The sequence below is a fragment of the Cellulosimicrobium protaetiae genome (assembly GCF_009708005.2).
GTDB classification, from domain to species: domain Bacteria; phylum Actinomycetota; class Actinomycetes; order Actinomycetales; family Cellulomonadaceae; genus Cellulosimicrobium; species Cellulosimicrobium protaetiae.
In genome coordinates this window covers 2,115,037-2,139,371 of the sequence record NZ_CP052757.1, presented here as the reverse complement: position 1 = coordinate 2,139,371, position 24,335 = coordinate 2,115,037, and the positions used below count along the sequence as shown (strand labels likewise).

At 73.3% G+C, this 24,335-nt stretch carries 18 protein-coding genes; 4 read left to right on the top strand and 14 right to left on the bottom strand.

Going from position 1 to position 24,335, the window contains the following annotated elements; translation table 11 throughout:
* Nucleotides 1–99: 99 nt before the first annotated feature.
* The gene (locus FIC82_RS08930; protein WP_216610009.1) at nt 100–3,828 is read right to left on the bottom strand and encodes a GH92 family glycosyl hydrolase; all 3,729 of its coding nucleotides are present in this window, start codon (nt 3,826–3,828) and stop codon (nt 100–102) included.
* A 267-nt stretch (nt 3,829–4,095) separates the two neighbouring features.
* Here FIC82_RS08930 and FIC82_RS08925 point away from each other — a divergent pair, with 267 nt between their 5' ends.
* Nucleotides 4,096–6,828 carry a DEAD/DEAH box helicase gene (locus FIC82_RS08925; RefSeq protein ID WP_168731651.1) on the top strand — a complete coding sequence of 911 codons (2,733 nt, stop codon included), beginning with the start codon at nt 4,096–4,098 and terminating at the stop codon, nt 6,826–6,828.
* A 16-nt stretch (nt 6,829–6,844) separates the two neighbouring features.
* On the opposite strand, the gene FIC82_RS08920 is transcribed toward FIC82_RS08925, so the two are convergent.
* Together FIC82_RS08920 and FIC82_RS08915 are read right to left on the bottom strand one after the other, a co-directional pair.
* Nucleotides 6,845–7,270: a carboxymuconolactone decarboxylase family protein gene (locus tag FIC82_RS08920; RefSeq protein ID WP_168731650.1), complete on the bottom strand. Its 426-nt coding sequence runs from the start codon at nt 7,268–7,270 to the stop codon at nt 6,845–6,847.
* Between the two features lie 106 nt (nt 7,271–7,376).
* Entirely contained in the window at nt 7,377–8,294 is a 918-nt protein-coding gene (locus FIC82_RS08915) for a GNAT family N-acetyltransferase (RefSeq protein ID WP_154798318.1), read from the bottom strand.
* Between the two features lie 210 nt (nt 8,295–8,504).
* Between FIC82_RS08915 and ybaK the strand changes: the two genes are divergently transcribed.
* Entirely contained in the window at nt 8,505–9,008 is a 504-nt protein-coding gene (ybaK, locus tag FIC82_RS08910) for a Cys-tRNA(Pro) deacylase (protein WP_168731649.1), read from the top strand.
* A gap of 99 nt (nt 9,009–9,107) precedes the next feature.
* On the opposite strand, the gene FIC82_RS08905 is transcribed toward ybaK, so the two are convergent.
* Entirely contained in the window at nt 9,108–9,506 is a 399-nt protein-coding gene (locus tag FIC82_RS08905; RefSeq protein ID WP_047232538.1) for a YccF domain-containing protein, read from the bottom strand.
* Between the two features lie 109 nt (nt 9,507–9,615).
* Here FIC82_RS08905 and FIC82_RS08900 point away from each other — a divergent pair, with 109 nt between their 5' ends.
* A complete protein-coding gene (locus FIC82_RS08900) occupies nt 9,616–10,365 on the top strand; it encodes a YggS family pyridoxal phosphate-dependent enzyme (RefSeq protein WP_154798316.1) in 750 nt (249 codons plus the stop codon).
* A 64-nt stretch (nt 10,366–10,429) separates the two neighbouring features.
* Here FIC82_RS08900 and FIC82_RS08895 read toward each other — a convergent pair whose 3' ends face one another.
* The 8 genes from FIC82_RS08895 to cimA form a co-directional block, all read right to left on the bottom strand.
* The gene (locus FIC82_RS08895; protein WP_154798315.1) at nt 10,430–11,434 is read right to left on the bottom strand and encodes an N-acetylmuramic acid 6-phosphate etherase; all 1,005 of its coding nucleotides are present in this window, start codon (nt 11,432–11,434) and stop codon (nt 10,430–10,432) included.
* Entirely contained in the window at nt 11,431–12,735 is a 1,305-nt protein-coding gene (locus FIC82_RS08890) for an anhydro-N-acetylmuramic acid kinase (RefSeq protein WP_154798314.1), read from the bottom strand. Before FIC82_RS08890 ends, FIC82_RS08895 begins: the two co-directional genes overlap by 4 nt.
* Nucleotides 12,732–14,453 (bottom strand): glycoside hydrolase family 3 N-terminal domain-containing protein, encoded by a 1,722-nt coding sequence (locus FIC82_RS08885; protein ID WP_154798313.1) that lies wholly within the window; start codon nt 14,451–14,453, stop codon nt 12,732–12,734. The genes FIC82_RS08890 and FIC82_RS08885 overlap by 4 nt, the downstream gene beginning before the upstream one ends.
* Complete coding sequence (locus FIC82_RS08880) at nt 14,450–15,283, bottom strand: carbohydrate ABC transporter permease (RefSeq protein ID WP_253691770.1); 834 nt, start codon at nt 15,281–15,283, stop codon at nt 14,450–14,452. Before FIC82_RS08880 ends, FIC82_RS08885 begins: the two co-directional genes overlap by 4 nt.
* Nucleotides 15,284–15,354: 71 nt before the next feature.
* Nucleotides 15,355–16,362, bottom strand: coding sequence for a carbohydrate ABC transporter permease (locus tag FIC82_RS08875; RefSeq protein WP_154798312.1), 1,008 nt, complete (start codon nt 16,360–16,362; stop codon nt 15,355–15,357).
* Between the two features lie 86 nt (nt 16,363–16,448).
* On the bottom strand, nt 16,449–17,756 hold the full coding sequence (locus tag FIC82_RS08870) for a sugar ABC transporter substrate-binding protein (RefSeq protein ID WP_154798311.1): 1,308 nt from the start codon (nt 17,754–17,756) through the stop codon (nt 16,449–16,451).
* A 329-nt stretch (nt 17,757–18,085) separates the two neighbouring features.
* Complete coding sequence (locus FIC82_RS08865; protein WP_168731648.1) at nt 18,086–19,135, bottom strand: lipoate--protein ligase family protein; 1,050 nt, start codon at nt 19,133–19,135, stop codon at nt 18,086–18,088.
* Nucleotides 19,136–19,194: 59 nt separating this feature from the next.
* Nucleotides 19,195–20,853: a citramalate synthase gene (cimA, locus tag FIC82_RS08860; RefSeq protein ID WP_154798310.1), complete on the bottom strand. Its 1,659-nt coding sequence runs from the start codon at nt 20,851–20,853 to the stop codon at nt 19,195–19,197.
* Nucleotides 20,854–21,186: 333 nt separating this feature from the next.
* On the opposite strand from cimA, the gene FIC82_RS08855 reads away from it, so the two are divergent.
* Entirely contained in the window at nt 21,187–21,777 is a 591-nt protein-coding gene (locus FIC82_RS08855) for a hypothetical protein (protein ID WP_154798309.1), read from the top strand.
* A 91-nt stretch (nt 21,778–21,868) separates the two neighbouring features.
* Here the strand turns inward: FIC82_RS08855 and FIC82_RS08850 are convergent, their stop codons facing one another.
* Both FIC82_RS08850 and FIC82_RS08845 read right to left on the bottom strand, forming a co-directional pair.
* Nucleotides 21,869–23,002, bottom strand: a complete 1,134-nt coding sequence (locus FIC82_RS08850; RefSeq protein ID WP_154798308.1) for a branched-chain amino acid aminotransferase — start codon at nt 23,000–23,002, stop codon at nt 21,869–21,871.
* Nucleotides 23,003–23,211: 209 nt separating this feature from the next.
* Nucleotides 23,212–24,255 (bottom strand): 3-isopropylmalate dehydrogenase, encoded by a 1,044-nt coding sequence (locus FIC82_RS08845; protein ID WP_154798307.1) that lies wholly within the window; start codon nt 24,253–24,255, stop codon nt 23,212–23,214.
* Nucleotides 24,256–24,335 lie beyond the last annotated feature (80 nt).

The following is a 24,335-nucleotide window of genomic DNA, read 5'->3' as shown; positions in this document are numbered from 1 at the left end:
CTACGGCCGTCGCGCCGGTACGTCGTCGGTCAGGAGCAGCGGGCAGAACGCACATGGAGGACGGTGGTGCGGGACCGTACGGCCCCGCACCACCGTCGATCAGGAGCAGGCGACGGCGTCGTACGCGGCCGTGACCTGCTGGGGCTCGCCGTCGGGCGTCGTCACGGTCACCGTGACCTCGCCCGCCTCGACGGCGGAAGCGCGCGTGGCGAACGACTGGTAGGCGTTCGCCCCGGGCGCGACCTCGGCGAAGACCTTCGAGCCGTACGGGGTCGCGAGCTCGATCGCGGCGGGCTGCTCGCCGGTGTTGAGCGCGCGCACCGCGACGAAGGCCTTGCCGCCGAGGCAGCGGGCCTGCGTCGTGACCTCGACCTGGGGCGCGGGGACGACCCCGGCCGCGTCGGTCGCGACCGCGAACACGTGGAACCGCGTGTTGCGCGGCAGGGTGAGGCTCGTCAGCACCTTGCCCTCGGGCACGGTGACGGGCGCGGTGGCGTAGAGCCCGCAGCCGAACCTGTCTGTCCCGGTCCCGTTGCCCCGTGCGCCCGGCTTGGCGACGAGGATGTTGCTGGGCTCGGGCGAGCCCGTGCACCAGTCGCTCAGGGCGACCTGGGCCGTCTGGCTCGTCCCGTCAGCGAACCCGAGCACGAGGTCGCCGCGCTGCGTGCCGTGGGTCGCCGTCCCGACGACCGAGAGCGTGCGCGTGCCGCGCTGCGCCTCGGGCACCTCGAGCACCTGGCCGTTCGCCGCGACGTTGTCGGGCTCGCCAGCGGGTGCGGCGCCGAGCAGGTAGGTCAGGTCGGTGCCCGGGACGGTCAGCTCGAGGCCCTGGACCACGCCGAGGTCGGCGAGCAGGTCGCGCAGGAGGTACGCGCCGGACCCGTCGAGGTTCGCGTTGGCCGCCCCGGCATCGCCGATGCCGACGTTGTCGAACGCGCCCGCGATCCACGACTCCCCGGACACGACGACCGAGATCTCACGCACCGCTTCGGTCCCTGCGGCGTCGTGCACGACGAGCCGCACGGTGTGCACGCCCGGCTCGGCGTCCGCCGCCGCGGCAAGGGTGACCGTCCCCTCGACCGTGGCCGGCAGGCCGTCGGACTCGGCGGTCCACTCAGCGAGGTCGGTCGTCGCCGTCACGGCGCCGTCGGACGTGACCTCGAGCGTCCCCGTCGAGGTCCCCACGCCCTGCGCGACGACCTGGACGGCGACGTCGGTCTGCCCGCCCGGCGCGAGGACCGGCTGCCGCGGCGTCGCCCCGACGAACAGGCGCTCGACCGTGCCGTCCGCGGGCACGACGGCGCCCGGCGAGGCCGCGGGGTCGGTCGCCCACGCGGACGGCTCGGAGCCGACCGCGACGTCGAGCGTGCCCGCGGCGGTGAGCTCGTCGCCCGTGACCCAGGCACGGGCGAGCGGCTCGCCGCCGAGCGAGACGGACTGCGTGTAGTGCGCGTCGGGCGCGACACCGTCGGCGGTGAGGTGCAGCGTGTCGCGGCCGAAGACCTCGGGGTCGAGCGTGATCGTCACGTCGTCGAAGAGCGGGGTCGTCAGACCCCACAGGTCGGTGCCCGGCACGATCGGGTACACGCCGATCGACGACAGCACGTGCCACGCGGACATCGTGCCGAGGTCGTCGTTGCCCGTGACGCCGTCGGGGCCGTCGGTGAACAGCGTCGACGCGGCGCGCACGACGTCCGTCGTCTTCCAGGGCTGCCCGGTCCACAGGTAGACGTACGGCGCGTGGAGGTTCGGCTCGTTGTTGGGGTTGTAGGTCTCCCAGCCGTAGTAGTCGTACGTGCCGTTGACCCAGACCTCGCTCGCGACGCGCGCGGGGTCGGCGACGAGCTCGTCGTACGCGAAGAACGCGTCGAGGCGCTCGATCGCGGCGTCGGTCCCGCCCATGAGGTCGAACAGGCCCGGCACGTCCTGCGGCACGAGCCACTGGTACTGCACCGCGGTGCCCTCGTGGAACCCGTCCGAGTGCGCAGGGTCCGCGTCGCCCACGAAGAACCCGTCGGCGTTGCGCGCCCGGAAGTTGTCCGTGCGCGGGTCGAACACGTTGCGGTAGCTCTGGCCGCGGGCTGCGTACCGGTCGGCGTCCTCGTCGTGGCCGAGGCCGCGCGCCATCGTCGAGAGCATCGCGTCGGCGAGGGCGTACTCCATGGTCGCCGAGGCGCCGTGCTGGAGGTCGTAGTCGCCCGGCTTGCCGGAGCGCGCCGGCTCGTGCGGGACGAACCCGTCGCGCAGGTACTCGACGTTCGCCGCACGCCCGTTGAACGGCGAGTCCGCGGGTGGGACGCCGTCGGCGTTCTGCTGCAGGACGGCGTACGCCTCCTCCTCGTGGCCCGCGAGCAGGCCCTGACGCCACGCGCTGACGAGGAACGGCGTGGCCGGGTCGCCGGTCATGATGTTCGTCTCGACCGTGCCGTACCCCCAGCGCGGCAGCCAGCCGCCCTGCTGGCCCTGGCGCACGAGCGAGAGCGCCATGTCGGCCGACTCGTCGGGCGCGAGCAGGTACAGGAGCTGCTGCTGCGTGCGGTACGTGTCCCAGAGCGAGTAGTTCTGGTAGTAGGTGAAGTCCGGTTCGGCGGCGTGGACCTCCTGGTCCCAGCCGCGGTAGCGCCCGTCGACGTCGGAGCCGACGTTCGGCGCGAGGAAGCTGCGGTAGAGCGAGGAGTAGAACGTGCGCAGGTCGTCCTCGGCCCCCTGCGCGACCTGCACGAGGCCGAGCCGCGCCTCCCAGGCCGCGCGCGCGGCGTCGTGCACGGCGTCGAACGTCCCCGCCTCCGCGGCAAGGTTCGCCGCGGCGCCGTCGGCACCCACGTAGCTCATCGCGGTGACGGCCTCGACGTCGAGGTCGCCGCCCGTGGTGTCGAACGTGACGTACGCACCACGGCGCCCCTCGCCGCCGGACGCGGCGTCCGAGCCCGCGGTGACGGTCGCGCCGTCCCACGTGCCGTGCGCGACGAAGGGGCGGTCGAAGGTCGTGCGGGTCCAGATCGTCTGCGGTTCGGTGTCCTGGCAGAACCCGCGCACGGTGATCCGGGTCTCGACCGTGCGGTCGTCGACGACGCGCACGTCCGACTCCGTGACCCGGTTGAGCGCCTGGCCGGCGTTGAGCAGGACGTTCGCCTGCGCCGTCGCGGGGAACGTGTAGCGCTGGACGCCCGTGCGCGCGGTCGCGGTGAGCTCGGCCTCGATCGTGCCCGCGGGTGCCTGGAGACCCACGCGGTAGTAGCCGGGCGAGGCCTCCTCGTCGTCGTGGGAGAAGCCGAGGGCGTACTGGCCGTAGTCGGTCGAGGTGATCGCGCCCGTCGTCGGCAGAGTCGGGAGCGGGCCGCCGAGGCCGCAACCGACGCCGGACAGGTGCACGAGCGAGAACCCGCGGACCGACGTGCGGTCGTAGTCGTAGCCGACGTTGTGCCCGTTGTCCGGCGAGAGCTGCACCATGCCGAACGGAACGGCCGCCCCCGGGTAGGTGTTGCCGTCGTCCTTGGTCCCGATGAAAGGGTTGACGTAGTCGACCAGCGGGCCGTCGACGGCGGCAGCGGCGACATCGGACCTCGTCGCTGCCTCCGTCCCGGCGGCGGTCGTGGGCGACGCCGCGAGCCCGGGCGCCGCGTACGCAGCCAGCGGGAGCGCGAGGCTCGCCGCGGTGGCCAGCGCGACGACGGCGCCCGCGCGTCGCCGACGTCCGCTGGCACGCGACGGGCGAGAGAGTGACGGTCCGGTACGTGCCGGGAATGGATCGCGATCAGCGTTGACAGCGCTGTCTATCCGCATGTGGTGCTCCCCTTGGTCCCACGGCGGCGTGGGGTCGGTGGTCATCGATGACTCGGAGGCCGGGCCCAGCCTCGACGCCGGTCCCGCCGCATACCCTCGCACACGTTGACAGCGCTATCAACCCCCTCGCCCCGATCTGCCGAGCTGCCGAACCCGGGGTTGTCCCCCAGTTCGACGGCGAACCGGGGAGCAACCCGGGTTCGGCAACCTCTGGTCAGCGGCGACGCCGGGTGCGGCGCGGGACCGCGCGTGGAGCGAACGCCGCGCGACGGACCGACACCCGGGGCGCGCGACACCTGACAGACTCGTGCCGTGACCACCACGACCGGCCGCACCCCGGCTCTCCTCGCGCACGTGCCCGCACCGACGGGCAAGGCCCCCGACCCGGACGCGCTCTACGAGGGGTTCACCACCTGGGCGACGGAACAGGGTCTGGAGCTGTACCCGCACCAGAGCGAGGCGCTCATCGAGCTGGTCACGGGCTCGCACGTCATCCTGTCGACGCCCACCGGCTCGGGGAAGTCGCTCGTCGCGATGGGCGCGCAGTTCGCGGCGCTCGCCGCGCACCGGTCGGGCCGCGGCGGCCGCACGTACTACACGGCCCCGCTCAAGGCGCTCGTCAGCGAGAAGTTCTTCGCGCTCGTGGCGGCGTTCGGGTCCAAGAACGTCGGCATGACGACGGGCGACTCCGCGGTGAACCCCGACGCCCCGATCATCTGCTGCACGGCGGAGATCCTCGCGAACATCGCGCTGCGCCGCGGCGGCGGGGACGCCGGGTCCGACGGCGAGGACGCGATCTCCCAGGTCGTCATGGACGAGTTCCACTTCTACGCCGACCCGCAGCGCGGCTGGGCGTGGCAGGTGCCCCTGCTCGAGCTCCCGAACACCCAGTTCCTGCTCATGTCCGCGACGCTCGGCGACACGACCCGGTTCGTCGAGGAGCTCGAGGAGCGCACGGGCCGTCCCGTCGCCGAGGTGACCACCGCCCAGCGGCCGGTCCCGCTGCACTTCAGCTACGTCGTCGAGCCGCTCACCGAGGTCATCGAGGAGCTCGTCAGCACCCGCCGCGCGCCCGTGTACGTCGTGCACTTCACGCAGAAGGACGCCGTCGAGCGCGCGCAGTCGTTGCTGTCGATGAACGTCGCGACGAAGTCCGAGAAGGAGGCGATCGCCGCAGAGCTCGGCGACTTCCGCTTCGGCACCGGGTTCGGCAAGACGCTGAGCAAGTTCCTGCGGCACGGCGTCGGCGTGCACCACGCGGGCATGCTCCCCAAGTACCGGCGCGTCGTCGAGCGCCTGACGCAGGCCGGTCTGCTCAAGGTCGTGTGCGGCACGGACACGCTCGGCGTCGGCATCAACGTGCCCATCCGCACCGTGCTGCTCACGAGCCTCGTGAAGTTCGACGGCGAGCGCATGCGCCACCTCACGGCGCGCGAGTTCCACCAGATCGCCGGCCGCGCTGGCCGGGCCGGGTACGACACGGTCGGCGAGGTCCTCGTCATGGCGCCCGACCACGTCATCGAGAACCGCAAGATGCTCGCCAAGGCGGGCGACGACCCGAAGAAGCTCAAGAAGATCGTCCGCAAGAAGGCCCCGCAGGGCTCGGTCAACTGGACCGACGCGACGTTCGAGCGCCTGCGCGACGCCGAGCCCGAGCCCCTGACCAGCCACTTCACCGTGACCCACGCGATGGTGCTCAACGTGCTCGCGCGCACGGCGCAGCACGGCCGTGGGCACGTCGACCCCGCCGACCCCCGCCGCGACCCCGTCGAGGCGATGCGGCACCTGCTGCTCGCGAACCACGACACCGACACCCAGCGCCGCGAGCACGTGCGCCAGACGCTGCGCATCTACCGCTCGCTCCGCGTGGCGGGGATCGTCGAGCGCGTGCGCGTCGAGGACCCGTCGCGCCCGCAGGGCTACCGCCCGAGCGTGCGGCTCGTCGGCGACCTGCCGCGCGAGTTCGCGCTCAACCAGCCGCTCTCGCCGTTCGCGCTCGCGGCCCTGGACCTGCTCGACGTCGAGGGCGCGACCCACGCTCTCGACGTCGTCTCCGTCATCGAGGCGACCCTCGACGACCCGCGCCAGGTCCTCTACGCGCAGCAGAACGCCGCCAAGGGCGAGGCCGTCGCCGCGATGAAGGCCGAGGGCTACGAGTACGAGGAGCGCATGGCGCTGCTCGAGGAGATCACGTGGCCCAAGCCGCTCGAGGAGCTGCTCGCGCCCGCGTTCGCGATGTACAAGCGGTCGAACCCGTGGGTCGCGGACGCCGAGCTCTCCCCCAAGTCCGTGGTCCGCGACATGGTCGAGCGCGCCATGACGTTCGCCGAGTTCGTGTCCGTCTACGGCCTCGAGCGCACCGAGGGCGTCGTGCTGCGGTACCTCGCGGACGCCTACCGCGCGCTGCGGCAGGTCGTCCCGGAGGAGCACCGCACCGAGGAGGTGCAGGAGATCGTCGAGTGGCTCGGCGAGCTCGTGCGCGGCGTCGACTCGTCGCTCCTCGACGAGTGGGAGCGCCTCGCGCACCCGGTCGACGACGACGCGGACACCGAGGTCGGCGACGGCCCGCTCTCGGGCGCGGGCGCGGAGGCGCCGACGCGCCCGGTCACGGGCAACCCGCGCTCGTTCCGGCGCCTCGTGCGCAACGCGCTGTTCCGCCGCGTCGAGCTCGCGTCCCGCGAGGACTACCGCGCGCTCGGGGCGCTCGACGGCGGCGCGGGCTGGGACGCGGACGCGTGGGGCGACGCGCTCGACCCGCTGTTCGAGGACCAGGGCGACGACGCGATCGGCATCGGCCCGGGGGCCCGTGCCGCCGCGCTGTTCCAGGTCGTCGAGGCCGGCGCGGAGGTTCCGGCCGGCCACGAGGGCCCGACGGCGGAGCACGCCCCGGGCGGGGTCGTCCCCGCGGGCACGTGGCTCGTGCGGCAGGTGCTCGACGACCCGGCGGGCGACCACGACTGGGCGATCACGGCGAGCGTCGACCTCGCGGCGAGCGACGAGGCGGGCGAGCCGGTCGTGACCGTGCTCGCGGTCGGCCCGCTGTAGGGCGGGCCGCCACCGGTCACGCGACCGGCAGCAGCCCCCGCTCGGCGAAGACCTGCTTCGCGACGGCGGTCGAGTTGAGCGCGCGAGGGAACCCGCAGTAGACCGCGGACTGCAGGATCGCCTCGACGATCTCGGCCGGCGTGAGGCCCACGTCGAGCGCGGTACGGACGTGGATCTCGAGCTGCGGCTCGCACCCGCCGAGGGCGCTGAGCATCCCCAGCGTGACGAGCTGCCGGTCCCGCGGCTCCAGGTGCGGGCGCGCGTAGATCTCGCCGTAGGCCCATGCCGAGATCTGGTGCTCGAGCTCGGGCGAGACGTCCGCGAGCGCCTCGGCGAGGACGGCGCCCGCCGTCTCGTTGACGGAGCCGAACACCCCCCGCCCGTGCTCGTAGCGCTCCGCGCGTGTGGTCGGTCGGTCGTCCGTGAAGTTCCCCTGCGTCACGTCGTGCAGCGTAGGCGACGCGCACCGGCCGGCGTCAACGGTCTCGCGCGGGCGCGGCGGGGACGTGCCTCCCGGTCGGCGGGCCCGGCCGTCCCGTGTCTCCGCGTCAGTCGGCGTCGCGGCGCCGGTCGCGCCGCTCGGGCAGGTGGACGAAGCCCGCAGAGACGTACGTGGCGACGCCTCCCACGTTGTCCGCGGCCGTCGCGACGAGCGCGCTCGACGCGCCCAGCCCACGGAGCGCCGCCAGCCCGGCGAGCGTGACCGCCCGGCCGAGGCCACGACCTCGGTGGTCGGCGTGCACCCCCATGGGCTCGATCAGCCCGGGTCGCCCCGGACCGGCCGACCACACCCCGACGACGGCCACCGCAGGCCCCGACGCGGGCGCCGTCCCGGGGTCGCCGGCCGTCCTGCCGACGGCGGCCCGGTCGTCGTGCACGACGAGGCACCGCGCGTCGGCGTACGGCAGCCCGGTCGCGAGGGCGTGCCAGCGCTCCGGCGCGGCCGTGGTCCCGCCGAACGACGAGCGCAGCACCTCGGCCCAGGAGGCCGCCTCCTCCGGCCCGACGACCCGCACGCGCACGTCCGGTACCTCGACCGGTTCGGCGAGGTCGCGCCGCAGCAGCGCCCACGGCTCGTCGAGGCCCCAGCCCGCCTCGGCCAGGTATCCGTCGACGAGCGCACCCACGGGTGCCTCCACCGACGCCGCGCCCTCTCCCAGCACGCCGCGCTCGGGCCGTGTGGCGTCGTCCGCGATCCGGCGCGCGAGCTCCTCGTCGTGCAGCAGGTCCGGCGCGATCCCCAGCCGGAGCAGGTCCGGGCCGTCGAGCAGCCCGACGGCGAGGTCCCGACCGTCGCGACGCCACGTGCGCAGCGCGTCCGCGGTCGCACCGGCACCGAACCGCCAGAACCAGCCCACGTCGCCCGGGTGCAGCTGCAGCGGTGCCGCGTCCTGCTGCCACGTGCGCAGCGCGTCCAGGACCTCACCGAGGTCGTCGACGCCCGGCGTGCTCGTCTCGATCGCCATGGGTCGATCAGACACCACCGGTCCGGTGCCGGGCACGCTCTTTTCGACGCGCCGGGGCTGCTCGCTCCGCCGCCGGGCGCGGGACGACGGTCCTACCGTGGCCCCCTGTCCGGACCGTCGTCGGCGGCGCGGTCGCGATGGCCGTGACCTACGCGATCGGCTCGCTGCTCGACGGCACCGTGTGGCGCGGCGCTGCGGCAGAATCGGCCCGTGGCCAAGAAGTCGAAGTCGTCCGCGCACGCCGGCACGCCCGCGGTCGTGCTCCTCGAGCGCGAGGGCGTCGCCCACACGCTGCACCCCTACGAGCACGACCCGTCGAGCGACCTGTCCTACGGCCTCGAGGCCGCGGCCGCGATCGGGGTGCCCGCGGAGCGGGTGTTCAAGACGCTGCTCGCCGTGGTCGACGGCGGAGCGCTCGTCGTCGGGATCGTGCCGGTCGACCGCCAGCTCGACCTCAAGGCGCTCGCCAAGGCGGCGGGCGGCAAGAAGGCGACCATGGCCGATCCCGCCGCGGCCGAGCGCGCGACGGGCTACGTCGTCGGCGGCATCTCGCCCCTGGGCCAGAAGCAGCGCCACCGCACGTTCCTCGACGACACCGCGCTCGCGTTCGACACGGTGTACGTCTCGGGCGGGCGCCGAGGCCTCGACGTCGGCCTCGCGCCGCAGGACCTGCTGCGCCTCACCACCGGCACCGCCGCCCCGATCGCGAGATAGCACCCCGGTCCGCCGAGGGAGAACGCTGGTCCTGCGAGGGAGAACCCTGGTCGGTACCAGCGTTCTCCCTCGCGAGACCCGAGTTCTCCCTCGCGTTCGTCAGCGCTGGTAGGCGGTGTACGGGGCGTCGGTCGGGACGATGTCCTTGCCGAGCGGCAGGAGCGAGACCGGGATCATCTTGAGGTTCGCGATCCCGAGCGGGATGCCGATGATCGACACGAAGAGCGGGATCGCTGTGACCACGTGCCCGATCGCGAGCCAGATCCCGGCGACGACCACCCAGATGACGTTCCCGATCGTCGACCACGCGCCGGCGGTCGGCTTGTCCACGACCGTGCGACCGAACGGCCACAGCGCGTACCCCGCGATGCGGAACGACGCGATGCCGAACGGGATCGTCACGATGAGGATGCAGCAGATGATGCCCGCCAGGACGTAGCCCAGGGCGAGCCACAGCCCGGCGAACACGAGCCAGATGATGTTGAGCAGTGTCTTCACGGCACCGTCCTTTCGTCACCATTCTCGCCGATCGGGCCGCCGCTGCCGATCCGGGACCACCCTGAGACGACCCGGATCCTCGGCGGTCCGCCCGACCTAGACTGACCGCATGCCCCACCCCGAGCCGTCGTCCGTGCTGCCCGCGCAGATCGCGCAGAACCTCGCCCGGGTGCGGACCCGGGTGGACGACGCCGCGCGCGCGGCGGGGCGTGCGCCGTCGGACGTGCGGCTGCTCGTGGCGACGAAGACGCAACCCGCGAACGCCGTGCGCGCGGTGGTCGAGGCGGGCGCGGACCTGATCGGCGAGAACCGCGTGCAGGAGCTCGTCGCGAAGGCGCCCGACATCGCCGACCTCGTGTCCGCGGGGCGCGTCGCCGTCCACATGATCGGGCACCTGCAGCGCAACAAGGTCAACCAGGTCCTCGCGACGGCCACGGGCGTCGAGAGCGTGGACTCGCTCTCCCTCGCCCAGGCGCTGTCCGCACGCGCCGTCCGCGACGGCCGCGTGCTCGACGTGCTGGTCCAGGTCAACGTCTCGGGCGAGGGGACCAAGTCCGGCGCGGCCCCCGACGACGCCCCCGCCCTCGCGACCGCCGTCGCCGCGCTCGACGGGCTGCGCCTGTCGGGGTTCATGACGATCGGCGCGCACTCCCCCGACGAGGCCGTGGTCCGCGCGGGCTTCGCCCGGCTGCGCGGGGTGCGCGACGCCGTCGTGCGCTCGGGAGCGCCGGGCACCGCGGACGCGCGCGAGCTCTCCATGGGCATGAGCGGCGACCTCGAGCTCGCGATCGCCGAGGGCGCGACGATCGTCCGGGTCGGCACCGCCGTCTTCGGCCCCCGCCTCACTCCGCCGAGGTAGAACTCTGGTCCGCCGAGGGAGAACTGCGGTTCCGACCAGAGTTCTACCTCGGCAGACCGGGGTACTACCTCGCGGGGAGGGCGCCCAGCCGGGCGAGCGCGTCGCGGACTCCCGCGGTGCCGTCACCGCCGAGCGCGGCGCGCGCCGCGTCCACGTCCACGCCCGCGAGGAGCATGACGAGCGCGACGTGCACCTCGCCGTCGGCCGCGTGCAGCACCTCCTCGCACTCCGGGGCGCCGAGGCCCGTCGCCTGCACGAGCATCCGGACGATGCGGGCGCGCAGCTTCTGGTTCGTCGGGCGCACGTCGATCATGAGGTTCGAGTACGTCTTGCCGAGTCGGATCATCGTCGCGGTGGAGAACGTGTTGAGCACGAGCTTCTGCGCAGTCGCGGCCTTCATGCGCGTCGAGCCCGTCACGACCTCGGGACCCGTGTCGACGAGGATCGCGACGTCGACGCCCGCCGCGAGCGGGGCGTCCGGGTTGGCCGAGACGAGCACGGTCCGCGCGCCGCGCTCGCGCGCGACGTCGAGCGCCCCGCGCACGTACGGCGTGCGGCCGCTCGCGGCGAGCCCGACGACGACGTCGTCCGGACCGACCGCGTCGACGTCCGCCCGTCCGAGCGACACGTCGTCCTCGGCTCCCTCGACCGCGAGCATCATCGCGCCGACGCCCCCGGCGAGGTGCGCGACGAACCACTCCTCCCCCACGCCGTAGGTCGGCAGGAGCTCGACCGCGTCGAGCACGCCGAGACGTCCCGACGTCCCGGAGCCCGCGTAGTGCACGCGCCCTCCCGCCCGCAGTGCCGCGACCGCGAGGTCGACGGCCTCCGCGATGCGGTCGCGCTGCGCCCGCACGGCGTCCGCGACGCCCGCGTCCTCGTCCGTGATGAGCCCGACGACGTCCGCGGTCGGCAGCAGGTCGACGTCGGTCGTGCGCGGGTTGCGCTCCTCGGTCGGCGAGGCCAGGCGCACGAGCTCCTGCCACTCGTCGGCGCTCGGGTCGGCGCTCGGGTCCGCGCTCGGGGCGGGTCGCGAGGCGGCCTCTGTGGCGACGGTCGGGTCGGTCATCGGGTGCTTCCCTTCGTCGGGTCCGACAGCGGGCCCTTGGTGCGCGGGCCTGGCTGCAGCCCGTGCGGAGTGTTGGCGAGCGCCAGACGGCGCACGGGCCCGCTCGCGGCGGGCCACGGCACCGGCGTGGGCGGGGTGAGCGAGCCGAGGACCACGGCGCGGCGGGCGCCGGTCGCCCGACGGCGGTGCTCGCCCGCCGCCGTGCCCGGCAGGCCGTGCGCCGAGAGGAAGCCGAGGAGCGCGAAGAGGTACGCCTCCTTCGCGTCCACGGGCAGCCCGAGCGCGTCGGACGTCACGACGTCGCACGCGTGCGGCACGCGCGCGGCGAGCGCGACGCGCAGACGGTCGAGCAGCACCGGGTTGCGGGCCCCGCCGCCCGACGCGACGACGCGGCGCACGTCGCGCCCGGCGAGCGCGTCGGCCACGCTCACGGCGGTGACCTCGGTGAGCGTCGCGACGAGGTCGGGGCCGGTGAGGTCGGGCCGCACCGACGCGAGACGGCGTGCGGTGTACGTGGAGTCGAAGAGCTCGCGCCCGGTCGACTTGGGCGCGGGGGCGGCGAAGTACGGGTCGTCGAGCAGCGCGGCGAGCGCGACGGGGTCGACGGTGCCCTGCGCGGCGAGCTCGCCGTCCTTGTCGTACGCGAGGCGGCCGTCGGTGATCGCCGCGACCGCGACGTCGAGCAGGCAGTTGCCCGGCCCGGTGTCCCAGCCCGTGACCGGGTCGTCGACGCGCCCGACGAGCGACACGTTCGCGATCCCGCCGATGTTCAGCGCGGCGGTGAGCCCGGAGCCCGGCGCACCGCTCGCACCCACGGCGTCGTCGCGCCCGAGCCACAGCGCGTCGAGCACGCTGACGAGGGGGGCGCCGTGGCCGCCCGCGGCGACGTCGGCGACACGGAAGTCGCTGATGACGGGGCGCTTGACGTGCTCGGCGACCCACGCGGCGTTCCCGAGCTGGAGCGTGCCCCGCGCCCGCGCGCCGACGACCCAGTGGTAGATCGTCTGCCCGTGCGACGCGACGAGGTCGACGTCGCCGCCGGCGACGTCGTCGATCGCGCGGCGGCCCGCGCGGCCGAGCTCCTGGCCGATGAGGGTGTCGAGCTGCGCGACCTCGGCCACGTCGACCGCTGCGGGCGGCAGGGCCTTGAGGATGCGCTCGCGCAGGGCACGCGGCCACGCGTACTCGGTGTGGCCGAGGGGCCGCATGCGCAGCACCCCGTCGTCGCCGAGCGTGAGGTCGGCAGCGGCCGCGTCGATCGCGTCGACCGACGTGCCGGAGGACAGCCCGAGGACGATCATCGGTCCTCCTCCTCGGTGGCGTCGCCGGGGACGGCACCCGTGGCGGTGCCCTGCGTCCCGGTGAGGAGCGCGACGGCGGCGCGCGCGTTCGCCCGCCCCGTCCCGCACGCGACCACGACGACCTGTCGCGCGGCGTCGTCGGGCAGCCCGGGCGTCGCGGAGCCGGCACCGGGGCCGAACCACTGCGCCACGGCGCCCGGGAACCCGGTGTGGACGACGACCGCGTCCGGGCGGTCGGCCAGCAGCGCGTCGAGCCGCGCGCGCTCGTCCGAGCCGGGAACCGGCTCGCGCGTGAGGACGACGAGCGGGCGGTCGCTCGACCGGACGGTGTCGAACGCCTCCGTCCACGCGGCGGCGTCGGCCGGGCGCAGGTGCCGCACGGCAGGGCCGAACGCGTCGTCGAACGCGCGCTGGACGTGCTGCGCCGTCCGCCCGGCGGCGTGGTCGAACCGCAGCCGGAGGTCGACGACGTCGGGCGCCGCGGTCAGGACCGGGCCGGGGTCGTGCGCCGGGACCGCGAACCGCACGGCGCGAGCCGCGACGTCGGACCCCACCCGGGCGAGCGCGTCGAGCGCGGCCGTCGCCGACTCCGGCGAGGGCACGACGCCGCTCGCTGCCTGGCGCGCGCGGATCGCGGTCCGCGCGGCCGCGGTGCGCGCGGCCGACGCGCGCAGCCGGTCGAGCGGGACCCGCCCCGACGCGACGGCGGCGACGAGCGCGACCTGGGCCTGGCGGAACAGCGCCTCGTCGTCGCGGCCGACGGTCGTGCCGAGGCACAGCAGGTCGGCGCCCGCCTCGACCGCGCGCACGGCGACCTCGCCGATCCCGTGCGTCGACACCTTCTCGGCGGTCGTCTCGGTCTGCCTCGCGTCGGCGTACGCGGCGACAGCGCCCATGTCGAGAGCGTCGGTCACGATCGGGCCGTCGTAGCCGAGCTCGCGCACGAGGGCGCCGACCGCGGGCTCGAGCGTCGCCGGGAGCGGGCCGAGCGCAGGCACGACGACGTGCGCGGTCATGACCGCGTCGAGCCGGGCGTCGTCCACCCCCGCACCGGAGAGGCCTCCGGGCGCCATCGTCGCGACGAACGGCGGCAGGTCGCGGGCGTGCAGCTCGTCGAGGCTCGCGTCCACGACGGGCAGCGCGAGGTGGGAGTCGACGTTCGTCGCGCCGTGGCCGGGGAAGTGCTTGCCGCACGCGCCCGCGCCCCCGGCGTGCAGCCCGCGCACGAACGCCGCGCCGTGCCGGGCGACGAGCGCCGGGTCGGCACCGAAGGACCGCACGCCGATGACGGGGTTGTCCGGGTCGGAGTTCACGTCGAGGTCCGGGGCGAGGTCGAGGTCCACGCCGGTCGCCGTGAGCAGGCGGCCCAGGGCGGCGCCGACCTCCTCGGTGACCACGACGTCGTCGACCACGCCCAGCGCCGCGCTGCCGGGAAGGCTCGACCCGGTCGCCGCCTCGATGCGGGACACGTCCCCGCCCTCCTCGTCGATCGCGACGAGGACGTCGGGCGACGCCCCGCGCAGGAGGCTGGTGAGCCGGGCGGTCGTCGCGACGTCGGGCGTGTTGTGCCCGAAGAGGACGACGCCGGCGAGCCCGTCGCGTGCGGCCGCCGCGAGCCAGGCGGGCAGGGCGTCGGTGCCCGTGAACCCGGGCAGGAGCACGCCGTTGACGGCGCGGACGACGTCGTCGTCCACCGGTGCGAGGGTCACGTCGCTCATCCCTTCACCGACCCTGCGGTCAGTCCCGAGGACAGGTTGCGCTGCACCAGGACGAAGAACACGAGCACGGGCAACGTGATGATGGTCGACGCCGCCATGACGGCGCCCCAGTCGGTCGTGTTCTCGCCGAAGAACTTCTGCAGGCCGATGGGCACGGTGTACTTGCTCGACTGCTGCAGGAACGTCAGGGCGAAGATGAACTCGTTCCACGCCGTGATGAAGGAGAAGACGCTCGTCGCGACGACGCCGGGCGCCACGAGCGGGACGAGGATCCTCCAGAACATGCGGCCCCACGAGGCGCCGTCGAGGTACGCGGCCTCCTCGAGCTCGACGGGCACCGCGGCGACGAAGCCGCGCAGCGTCCAGATCGCGAAGGGCAGGGCGAACGCGAGGTAGACGATCGTCAGGCCCAGGAGCGAGTTGAGCATGTTGAGGTTGCGCATCTGGAGGAACAGCGGGATGACGAGCGCCTCGAGCGGCACCATCTGCACCATGAGGATGAGCACGAGCATCGACTTGCGGAACCGGAAGCGGAAGCGGCTCACCGCGACCGCCGCGAGGAGCGCCACGACCGACGACGCGAGGACGGTGCCCAGCGCCACGAGCACCGAGTTGCGCAGGTAGTGCCCGAACCCGCCGTCGTCGATGACCGTCACGAAGTTGTCCCACGTGACGCCGGCAGGCAGGAGCCGGGCGCCGCGCGTCGCCGCCTCCGGGTCGATCGCCGAGGAGAACATCCAGTAGGCGGGGAACAGCGAGAAGGCGAGGAGGGCGACGATCCCGACGGTCTTCGCGGCCGCGACGCCGGGGCGCCGGGCCCGGGTCCGCAGGACCTGGTCGGACGGACGCCCGGACGACCCGTCGGGCCGCGGGCCGGTGCGGGTGTCGACGACGGCGGCGCTCACAGCTCCTCCTCCTTGAACAGGGTGCGCATGTACACGAGGGTGATGCCGAGCAGGATGAGCGTGAGCAGGACCGCGATGGCCGAGCCCATGCCGTACTTGCCCTGCGCGAACGACTCGATGTACGACCACACGCCGAGGTTGAACACGTCCTTGTTGCCGCCGTTGCCGCCGGGCATGAGGTAGATCTGCGTGAAGACCTTGAAGTCCCAGATGGTCGACAGGATCGTCACGACGGCGAACACCGGGCGCAGGATCGGGGCGGTGATCGCCCAGAAGCGCCGCCATGCCGACGCGCCGTCGACCTTGGCCGCCTCGTGCAGCTCGTGCGGGATCGTCATGAGCCCCGCGAGGACCGTGATCGCGACGAACGGGAACCCGTGGTGCACCACGTTGAGCGTCGCGATCGCGTAGAACGACAGGCGTTCGGTGAACCAGTTCACGGTGCCGGGCTCGATCGCGCCGACGCCCTCGAGCACCGAGGCGACGAGGCCGTTGAGCGGGTCGAAGATCCACACCCACACGTACGTGCCCGTGATCGCGGGCACGGCCCAGGCGACCATGATCGCCGTCGCCCCGACGCCCCGCCAGAAGCCGCCCAGGGTGTTGAGGAAGAGCGCGACCGCCGTCCCGAGGACGACCGTGAGCACGACGCACGCGAGCGCGAACAGGACCGTGTTGGGCAGGACCGTGGTCCACAGGTAGCTGTCGCCGAGGATGTCGACGTAGTTCTGCAGCCCGACCCAGTTCGACTCACCGCTCGCGATCTGCCGCAGCCCGTAGTCCTGCAGCGAGAGCAGGACCACGCGCACGAGGGGCCAGAGCAGGAGCACCCCGAGGACGACGAGGCCCGGCGCGAGCAGCAGCCAGGGGCGCAGCGGGGAGCGGTGGCCGAGACCGCCGGGGCGGCGTCGGCGGGTGCCGGTCGGCTCGGTGCCCGACGGCGGCCGGTCGGCCAGGGTGGCCGAGGCCGCCGACGCGTCGGGCGCGGCTCGAAGGTCTGCCATGGAAGGTCCTGTCACGTGGTGCTCGGGCGGGCGTACGGGGGCCGCGCCCGGCCGCGGGGTCGTCCCGCGACCGGGCGCGGGACGGCTCAGGAGCCGAACGTCTCGTCCATGTCGGCGGCCGCGGTGTCGGCGGCCTCCTGGACGGTGGCGCTGCCCGAGAGGATCGACTGGAGCATCGTCTCGAGCGTCTTCTTGCCCTGGATCTGGCCGTAGAGCGGCGTCACCGGGACGGACCGGCCCGCCTCGACCATCTGCTGGGCGAAGGGCGCGACCATCGGGTCGTCCTCCTCGATGACCTTCTCCAGGAGCGAGGTCTGGCCCGGGAAGTAGCCGGACTGCTGGCCCCACTCCTCCGCGAACTCACCGGTCGTCATCATCTCGACGAACTTCCAGGCGAGGTCCTGCTTCTCGCTCGCCTCGAAGACGCCGAGGTGCGAGCCGCCGAGGAACGAGTCGGACAGGCCCTCGGTCTGCCCGGGGATCGGGAAGGCGCCGACCTTGCCCTCCATGTCCGGGACGTCGGCGAGGATCTTGCCCGGCGTCCAGCTCCCGGAGATCATCATGCCGACCTGGCCCTGCTCGAACGCGGCGAGGAGGTCGGTCTCCTTCCACGTCGTCGCGGCGGCGGTCGAGAAGCCGTGCTCGGTCGCGAGACCGGTGTAGAACTCGAGGCCCTCGACCGACTCCGGCGAGCTGACCTCCGACGTCCAGGTGTCGCCGTCCTGCACCGCGAGGTCGCCGCCGGCGCCCCAGATGAAGGGCATCGCCCCGTACTGGCTGTCACCGGCTACCGGGAACGGGATGATCTCGGGGTTCGCGGCCTTGAGCGCTTCGGCCGCGGCGACGAGCTCGTCCCACGACGTCGGCGCCTCGATGCCCGCGGCCTCGAACAGGTCGGCGCGGTAGACGACCGAGCGCACGCCCGCGTACCACGGCATGCCGTAGACCCCGCCGTCGAGGGTCGCCGACTCGACGAGCCCCGGGACGAGGTCGTCCTCGAGCCCGGCCTCGGCGATGCGGTCGGAGAGGTCGGCGAGCGCGCCGACGTCCGCGAACTCGCCCGTCCAGGTCGTGCCGACCTCCGCGACGTCCGGCGTCGTGCCACCGGCGATGGAGGTCGTGAACTTGTCGTGGGCGCTGGCCCACGGCTGGAACTCGATCTGGAGGTCGGCGCCCGTCTCGTCCTTGAACGCGGTCGTCACCTCGTCGAAGAACGCGTCGGCGTCGGGGTTGGTGCCCTCCATGATCCAGACGGTGAGGGTCTCGCCCGAGAAGTCGGTGGCGTCGTCGCCGCCGGTCGCCTCGGAGCCTGACCCACCACCGGAGCTGCACGCGGCCAGGCCGAGCGCGAGGACGAGGGTGCCCGTGACGGCCACCGTGCTGCGTCGCTGCATGCCGTGACACTTCCTTTCTGGTCGACCGTCGGGGGAACGGCCGGGTCGTGTGTCCCTGACGGCCCCGCGCGGACGGGCGTCCGGCGCGGCCTGAAACTAACTTCCATCAGTGGACGTATGCGTGAAGATTACTGCCACCGCTGCGCGAACGGAAGCCGGGTCGACAGATGTTGCACGTTCTTAACAATCGCCGCAGCCGCCGAGGTGGCCCCGTCGCGCGAGGTAGAACCCTGGTCCGAGGAGTCGTCGTGCGCGCGAGAACGGGGGCGAGCCCTGGCGGTCACGCGTGAGCCCGATGTGTCGTCAGGCGTGAGCGCGACCTGTCACGCTCACGGCACGCGCGCGGTCCACTCCGGCGTGGAGAACTTCGTCCGGGCCAGTTCCTCGGCCTTCGCCCGCTCCTCGGGCGTGACCTTGCCCTCGACCGTCCGGTACCGCGACCGGAAGTGGTCCTCGAACGCCCCGATGACGGCCTCGCGCGACATGCCCGTCTGCGAGCGCAGCGGGTCGACGCGCTTGTTCGCGCTCTTCGTCCCCTTGTCCGAGAGCTTCTCCCGGCCGATGCGCAGCACCTCGGTCATCTTGTCGGCGTCGATGTCGTACGCCATCGTCACGTGGTGCAGCACCGCTCCGCCGCGCAGCCGCTTCTGCGCGGCACCCGCGATCTTGCCCGCGGGCGACGCGATGTCGTTGAGGGGCTTGTACGTCGCCTCGATGCCGACGGAGGCGAGCGCGCCGAGCACCCAGTCGTCGAGGAACGCGTACGACCGCTCGAAGCTCAGCCCCTCGACGAGCGATGCGGGGACGTACAGCGAGTACGTGATCGTGTTGCCCGGCTCGACGAACATCGCCCCGCCGCCCGAGATACGACGCACGACCGTCACCCCGTGACGCTCGGCGCCCTCGGCGTCGACCTCGTTGCGCAGCGACTGGAACGACCCGATGATCACGGCCGGCGACGCCCACTCCCAGATGCGTAGCGTCGGCCCGCGGCGACCCGCGTCGAGCTCCTCGGTCAGCACCTGGTCGAGCGCCAGGTGCATCGCAGGGCTCTCCGGCCCCTCGTGGACCAGCTCGAACGTGTGGTCGTCCCACCCCGTCGCGTGCCCGAGCGCGCGACGCACCGCGATCGCGACGGCCTCGGGCGAGAAGCCGACCATCGTGACGTCGTCGCCGAGCGCACCCTGGACGGCGCTCGCGAGCTGCGTCACGGTCGCCGTCTCGGGCATGCCGGTCAGCGCGCCGTCGATGTCCTCGAGCGCGTCGTCCGGTTCGAGGAAGAAGTCGCCGCTCACCGCGACGCGGGCGAGCCGCCCGGCCTCCACCTCGACGTCGACCGCCACGAGCTTGCCACCGGGAACCTTGTACTCACCACGCACCCGTCCACCCTAAGCCCGCTGACGCTCCGCGGGGCTCCCTCGCCGCGCGAGGGTCCCGATCAGCGGGGGTCGACGCCCGCGTGGATCAGTCCGTAGATCGCGGAGTCGGTCAGCGCCTCCCACGCGGCCTCGATGAGGTTCGGCCCGACGCCGACCGTCGACCACGACGTCGAGCCGTCGGTCGTCTCGATGAGCACGCGCGTGATCGCGTCCGTCCCCTGCTCGGTGTCGAGGATGCGGACCTTGAAGTCGATGAGCTCGAACACGTCGATCTCGGGGTAGACGCGGCCGAGCGCGAGCCGGAGCGCGTGGTCGAGCGCGTTGACGGGCCCGTTGCCCTCGCCGGTCGTGACGATGCGCTCGCCCCCGGCGTGGAGCTTGACGGTCGCCTCCGCCGTCGCCTCGGTGCCGCGCGACCCCGCCCGCTCGACGATCGTGCGCCAGCTCTCGACCCGGAAGTACGGCGGGCGCTCGCCCGTCATCTCCTCGCGCAGCAGGAGCTCGAACGACGCGTCCGCGGCCTCGTACGTGTACCCGTTGGCCTCGTCGTCCTTGACGCGGTTCGTCACGCGCGTGAGGAGCTCGCCCTGGCCCGACAGGTCGAACCCGAGCTCGCGGCCCTTGAGCTCGATCGACGCGCGGCCGGCCATGTCGGAGACGAGCATCCGGATGTCGTTGCCGACCGCCGTGGGGTCGATGTGCTGGTAGAGGTCCGGGTCGACCTTGATCGCGCTCGCGTGCAGGCCGGCCTTGTGCGCGAACGCGCTCGCGCCGACGTACGGCTGGCGCGCGTACGGGGAGATGTTGGTGATCTCGCTGATCGCGTGGGAGATGCGGGTGACCTCCTCCAGCCCCTCCCCCGTCAGGGTGCGCAGCCCGTGCTTGAGCTGGAGGTTGGCCACGACCGTGAGCAGGTCGACGTTCCCCGTCCGCTCCCCGTACCCGTTGACCGTCCCCTGCACGTGGGCCGCGCCCGCCTCGACGGCGGCGAGCGTGTTCGCGACGGCGCACCCCGAGTCGTTGTGCGCGTGCATGCCGAGCAGCGCGTCGCCCGGCAGCGCGTCGCGTCCGTGCGGGAGCCCGACGGCGTCGCGCAGCTCCTCGACGATCTCGACGACCCAGGTGGGCAGCATCCCGCCGTTGGTGTCGCACAGGGCCACGACCTCGGCCCCCGCCTCGAACGCGGCCTGCACCGCGGAGCGGGTGAACGCGGGGTCGTACCGGTAGCCGTCGAAGAAGTGCTCCGCGTCGACCACGACCCGGCGGCCCTCGCCGACCAGGAACGACACCGTGTCGGCGATCATGGCCAGGCCCTCGTCCGGCGTCGTGCGCAGCGCACGCTCGACGTGCCGGACGTCCGACTTGGCGACGAGCGTCACGACCGGCGCCTCCGAGTCCACGAGCGCCCGCACCTGCAGGTCGTCCCAGGCCCGCAGGCCCGCCTTGCGCGTCGAACCGAACGCGGCCAGGACGGCGTGCCGGAGGTCGAGCTCCTTGGCGGCGCGACGGAAGAACTCGGTGTCCTTCGGCACGGCGCCCGGCCATCCCCCCTCGATGAACCCGACACCGAGCTCGTCGAGGAGCGGCGCGATCGCGAGCTTGTCGGCGACGGAGAGGTTCATGCCCTCCTGCTGCGCGCCGTCGCGCAGGGTCGTGTCGTAGACGTGGAAGACCCGTGGCTGGTGGGTGCCGGTCATGGGGGTCGTCGCCGAGGTCATGGTGCCTCTTCCTGCCGTTCGTCGTGTCGCGGACGCCGCAGCGTCCGTCCCTCTGGTCCGTCTCCCAGGACGCCGGGCGGGGCCCTCGTGAGGCGGGAGGCCCGGCATCCGTGCCGCCGGGCGGGGGTGGTGCCCAGCAACAAAAAAACCCCCCGAGGGTGCGGGAGGTCTGCGCGTCCGGTGAGTGCTACCGGGCGCGCTACTCGATAATGAGCTGGGAGACGAGGTGTGTCACAGGGCACATGGTGCCACAGGTTCCGCGAGGATGGACACGAGCGTCCATCCACTGAGCCGCCGCCCTCGGGCGCGTCGGCGACCGACCGAGGAGTGACGATGAGCGACCCGACCCCGGGCGGGTACGACCCGCAGAACCCCCCGACGCGCCGCTACGGGCAGCCGCCCGTGCCGCAGCAGTCCCCACCGCCCGCGATCCCACCCACCGACCCGCAGGGCGGGTTCCCCGAGCCGCGACCGCCCGTCAACCCCTCCGACCCGCGCCTCGCCGTCGAGGCCGGCCGCTTCTGGGCGGGCGCGGCCGCGACCGCGCTCGTCGCCGCGCTCATCGGGCTGCTCGGCGTGATCATCTTCGAGCGGATCTTCGCGATCACGCTCGTGCCCCCGCCCGACCTGTTCGGCACGGAGTCGCGTCAGGCCGCGTGGGCGATCGACGGCGCGATCCTCGCCGTCCTCGCCGCGGGCGTCCTGCACCTGCTGATCCTCAGCACGCCCCGGCCGCGCGCGTTCTTCGGCTGGATCATGGCGCTCGTCACGGTCGTGATCACGGTGCTCCCGTTCGCCTGGTCGAGCGACGTCACGGCGGCGGCCCTGTCCGGGCTCATCAACCTGCTCATCGGGATCGCCGTCTGGTCGCTGCTCGCCGGCGTCGCCGGGCGCACGATCGTCGTCCGGCCGGCGACCGTCTGACCCTCGGCGACGCCATCACGGCCGACCCACGACGACGGGGCGCCCTCCTCCAGGAGTGCGCCCCGTCGTCGTACCAGGTGCGGAGTCCGGCTCAGGCGAGACGGCGCAGCCAGCCGTGCCGGTCCGCGGCACGACCGGTCTGGATGTCGGTGAGCTCGGTACGGATCGTCATGGTGAGCGAGCCCGCCTCCCCGGTGCCGATCGTGTGGTCGAAGTCCGACCCGGCGAGGCGCCCGATCGGTGTGATCACGGCCGCCGTGCCGCACGCGAACACCTCGGTGACCGAGCCGTCCCGGATCCCGGCGAGCAGCTCGGTGAGCGGGATGCGGCGCTCGACCACGTCGTGCCCGCGGTCGGTGAGGAGGCGGATGATCGACGAGCGCGTGACGCCCTCGAGGATCGAGCCGCTGAGCTCCGGCGTCTCGACCGAGCCGTCCGCCTTGACGACGAACACGTTCATGCCGCCGAGCTCCTCGAGGAACGTGCGCGTCCCGGAGTCGAGGAAGCACACCTGCTCGCACCCGTGCTGCTGCGCGACCACCTGCGGCAGGAGGCTCGAGGCGTAGTTGCCGCCACACTTCGCGTCCCCGGTGCCCCCGGCGCCGGCGCGGCTGTACTCGCGGTCGACCCAGATCGACACGGGCTTCACGCCGCCCGAGAAGTAGGGCCCGACCGGCGAGGCGATGACCAGGTACTCGGCCTCGAGCGACGGGCGCACGCCGAGGAACGCCTCCGAGGCGTACATGAACGGACGCAGGTACAGGCTGGCCTCCTCGCCCGACGGGACCCAGTCCACGTCGGTGCGCACGAGCGCGGTGATCGAGCCGACGAAGTCGTCGACCGACAGCGCCGGCAGCGCGAGGCGGTGCGCCGAGCGGGCGAAACGGGCGGCGTTCGCCTCCGGGCGGAACGTCCACACCGACCCGTCGGCGTGGCGGTACGCCTTCATGCCCTCGAAGATCTCCTGCGCGTAGTGCAGGACGGCGGTCGCCGGGTCCAGCAGGAGGGGGCCGTACTTCTCGATGCGGCGGTCGACCCACCCGTCGGTCGAGTTCCAGCTGATCCGCGCCATGTGGTCGGTGAAGACCGTGCCGAACTTCGGGGCCGCGATCGCGGCCTCGCGCTCGGCGGGCGGCGTCGGTGCGTCCGTCGGGCGGACGTCGAACAGGGCGATGAGGTCCTCCTCCGAGGAGGACGGCTGGTGCTGCGCTGCGAGGGTGCTCATCATGAGGCCTTTCACCTGGCGACCCGGGTGGTCTCCGCCTAGTTTTCCACGACCGTACGACTCGTGCGGCGATCCGCGCGAGGGTGCGACGACGGCAGGGGCGTCACCGGGTCAGAACGGGAGGGATCCGGTCCTGGGGCGATGACGACCGAGGTGCGGGGACTGCGGGCGAACCGGTGCCGGGTCCGTGCGGGACCCGGGTCAAGGTGTCAGCCGGCGACGCGAGCGGCGAGCTCGCGGCCCACCTCGGCCGTCGAGCGTACTCGGCTCCCCCGCTCGGCGAGGTCGGCCGCGACGGTCGCCTCGACGCGCTTCGCCTCGTCGCCGAGGCCCAGGTGGTCGAGGAGGAGTGCGACCGACAGGACGGTCGCCGTCGGGTCGGCCTTGCCCTGCCCGGCGATGTCCGGCGCCGAGCCGTGCACCGGCTCGAACATCGACGGCGCCGTACGGTCGGGGTTGATGTTCGCGGACGCGGCGAGGCCGATCCCGCCCGTGATCGCGGCGGCCTGGTCCGTGAGGATGTCCCCGAACAGGTTGTCCGTGACGATGACGTCGAACCGCGACGGCTTCGTCGTGAGGAAGATGGTCGCCGCGTCGACGTGCAGGTAGTCGGTCGTGACGTCGGGGAACTCGGCGTTGACGGCCTCGACCGTGCGGCGCCACAGGTGGCCCGCGTGGACCAGCACGTTGTGCTTGTGCACCAGCGTCAGGTGCTTGCGCGGGCGCGCCTGGGCGCGGGCGAACGCGTCGCGCACGACGCGCTCGACGCCGAACGCCGTGTTGAGGGAGACCTCGGTCGCGATCTCGTGCGGCGTGCCGGTGCGCAGCGAGCCGCCGTTGCCGACGTACGGACCCTCGGTGCCCTCGCGGACCACGACGAAGTCGATCTCGCCCGGGTCGGCCAGGGGCGACGTGACGCCCGGGTAGAGCTTGCCGGGGCGGAGGTTCACGTAGTGGTCCAGCGCGAAGCGCAGCTTGAGCAGCAGGCCGCGCTCCAGCACGCCCGACGGGACGCTCGGGTCGCCGATCGCGCCCAGGAGGATCGCGTCGTGACCACGGATCGCGTCGAGGTCCGCGTCGGTGAGCGTCTCCCCCGTGGCGTGCCAGCGCCGCGCACCCAGGTCGAACGGCGTCGTGGAGACCTTCACGTCCGAGCCGGCCACGGCGGCCTCGAGCACGGCGAGCCCCTGCTCGACGACCTCGGTCCCGATGCCGTCCCCGGCCACGACTGCCAGATCAATGGTGCGCGTCATGCGGCGAGCCTACGCCGCCCGGCCACCCCTCGGGACGGCGGTCTCACGTCTCGGACGCGTCGCGCGACAGCCCGCGAGGG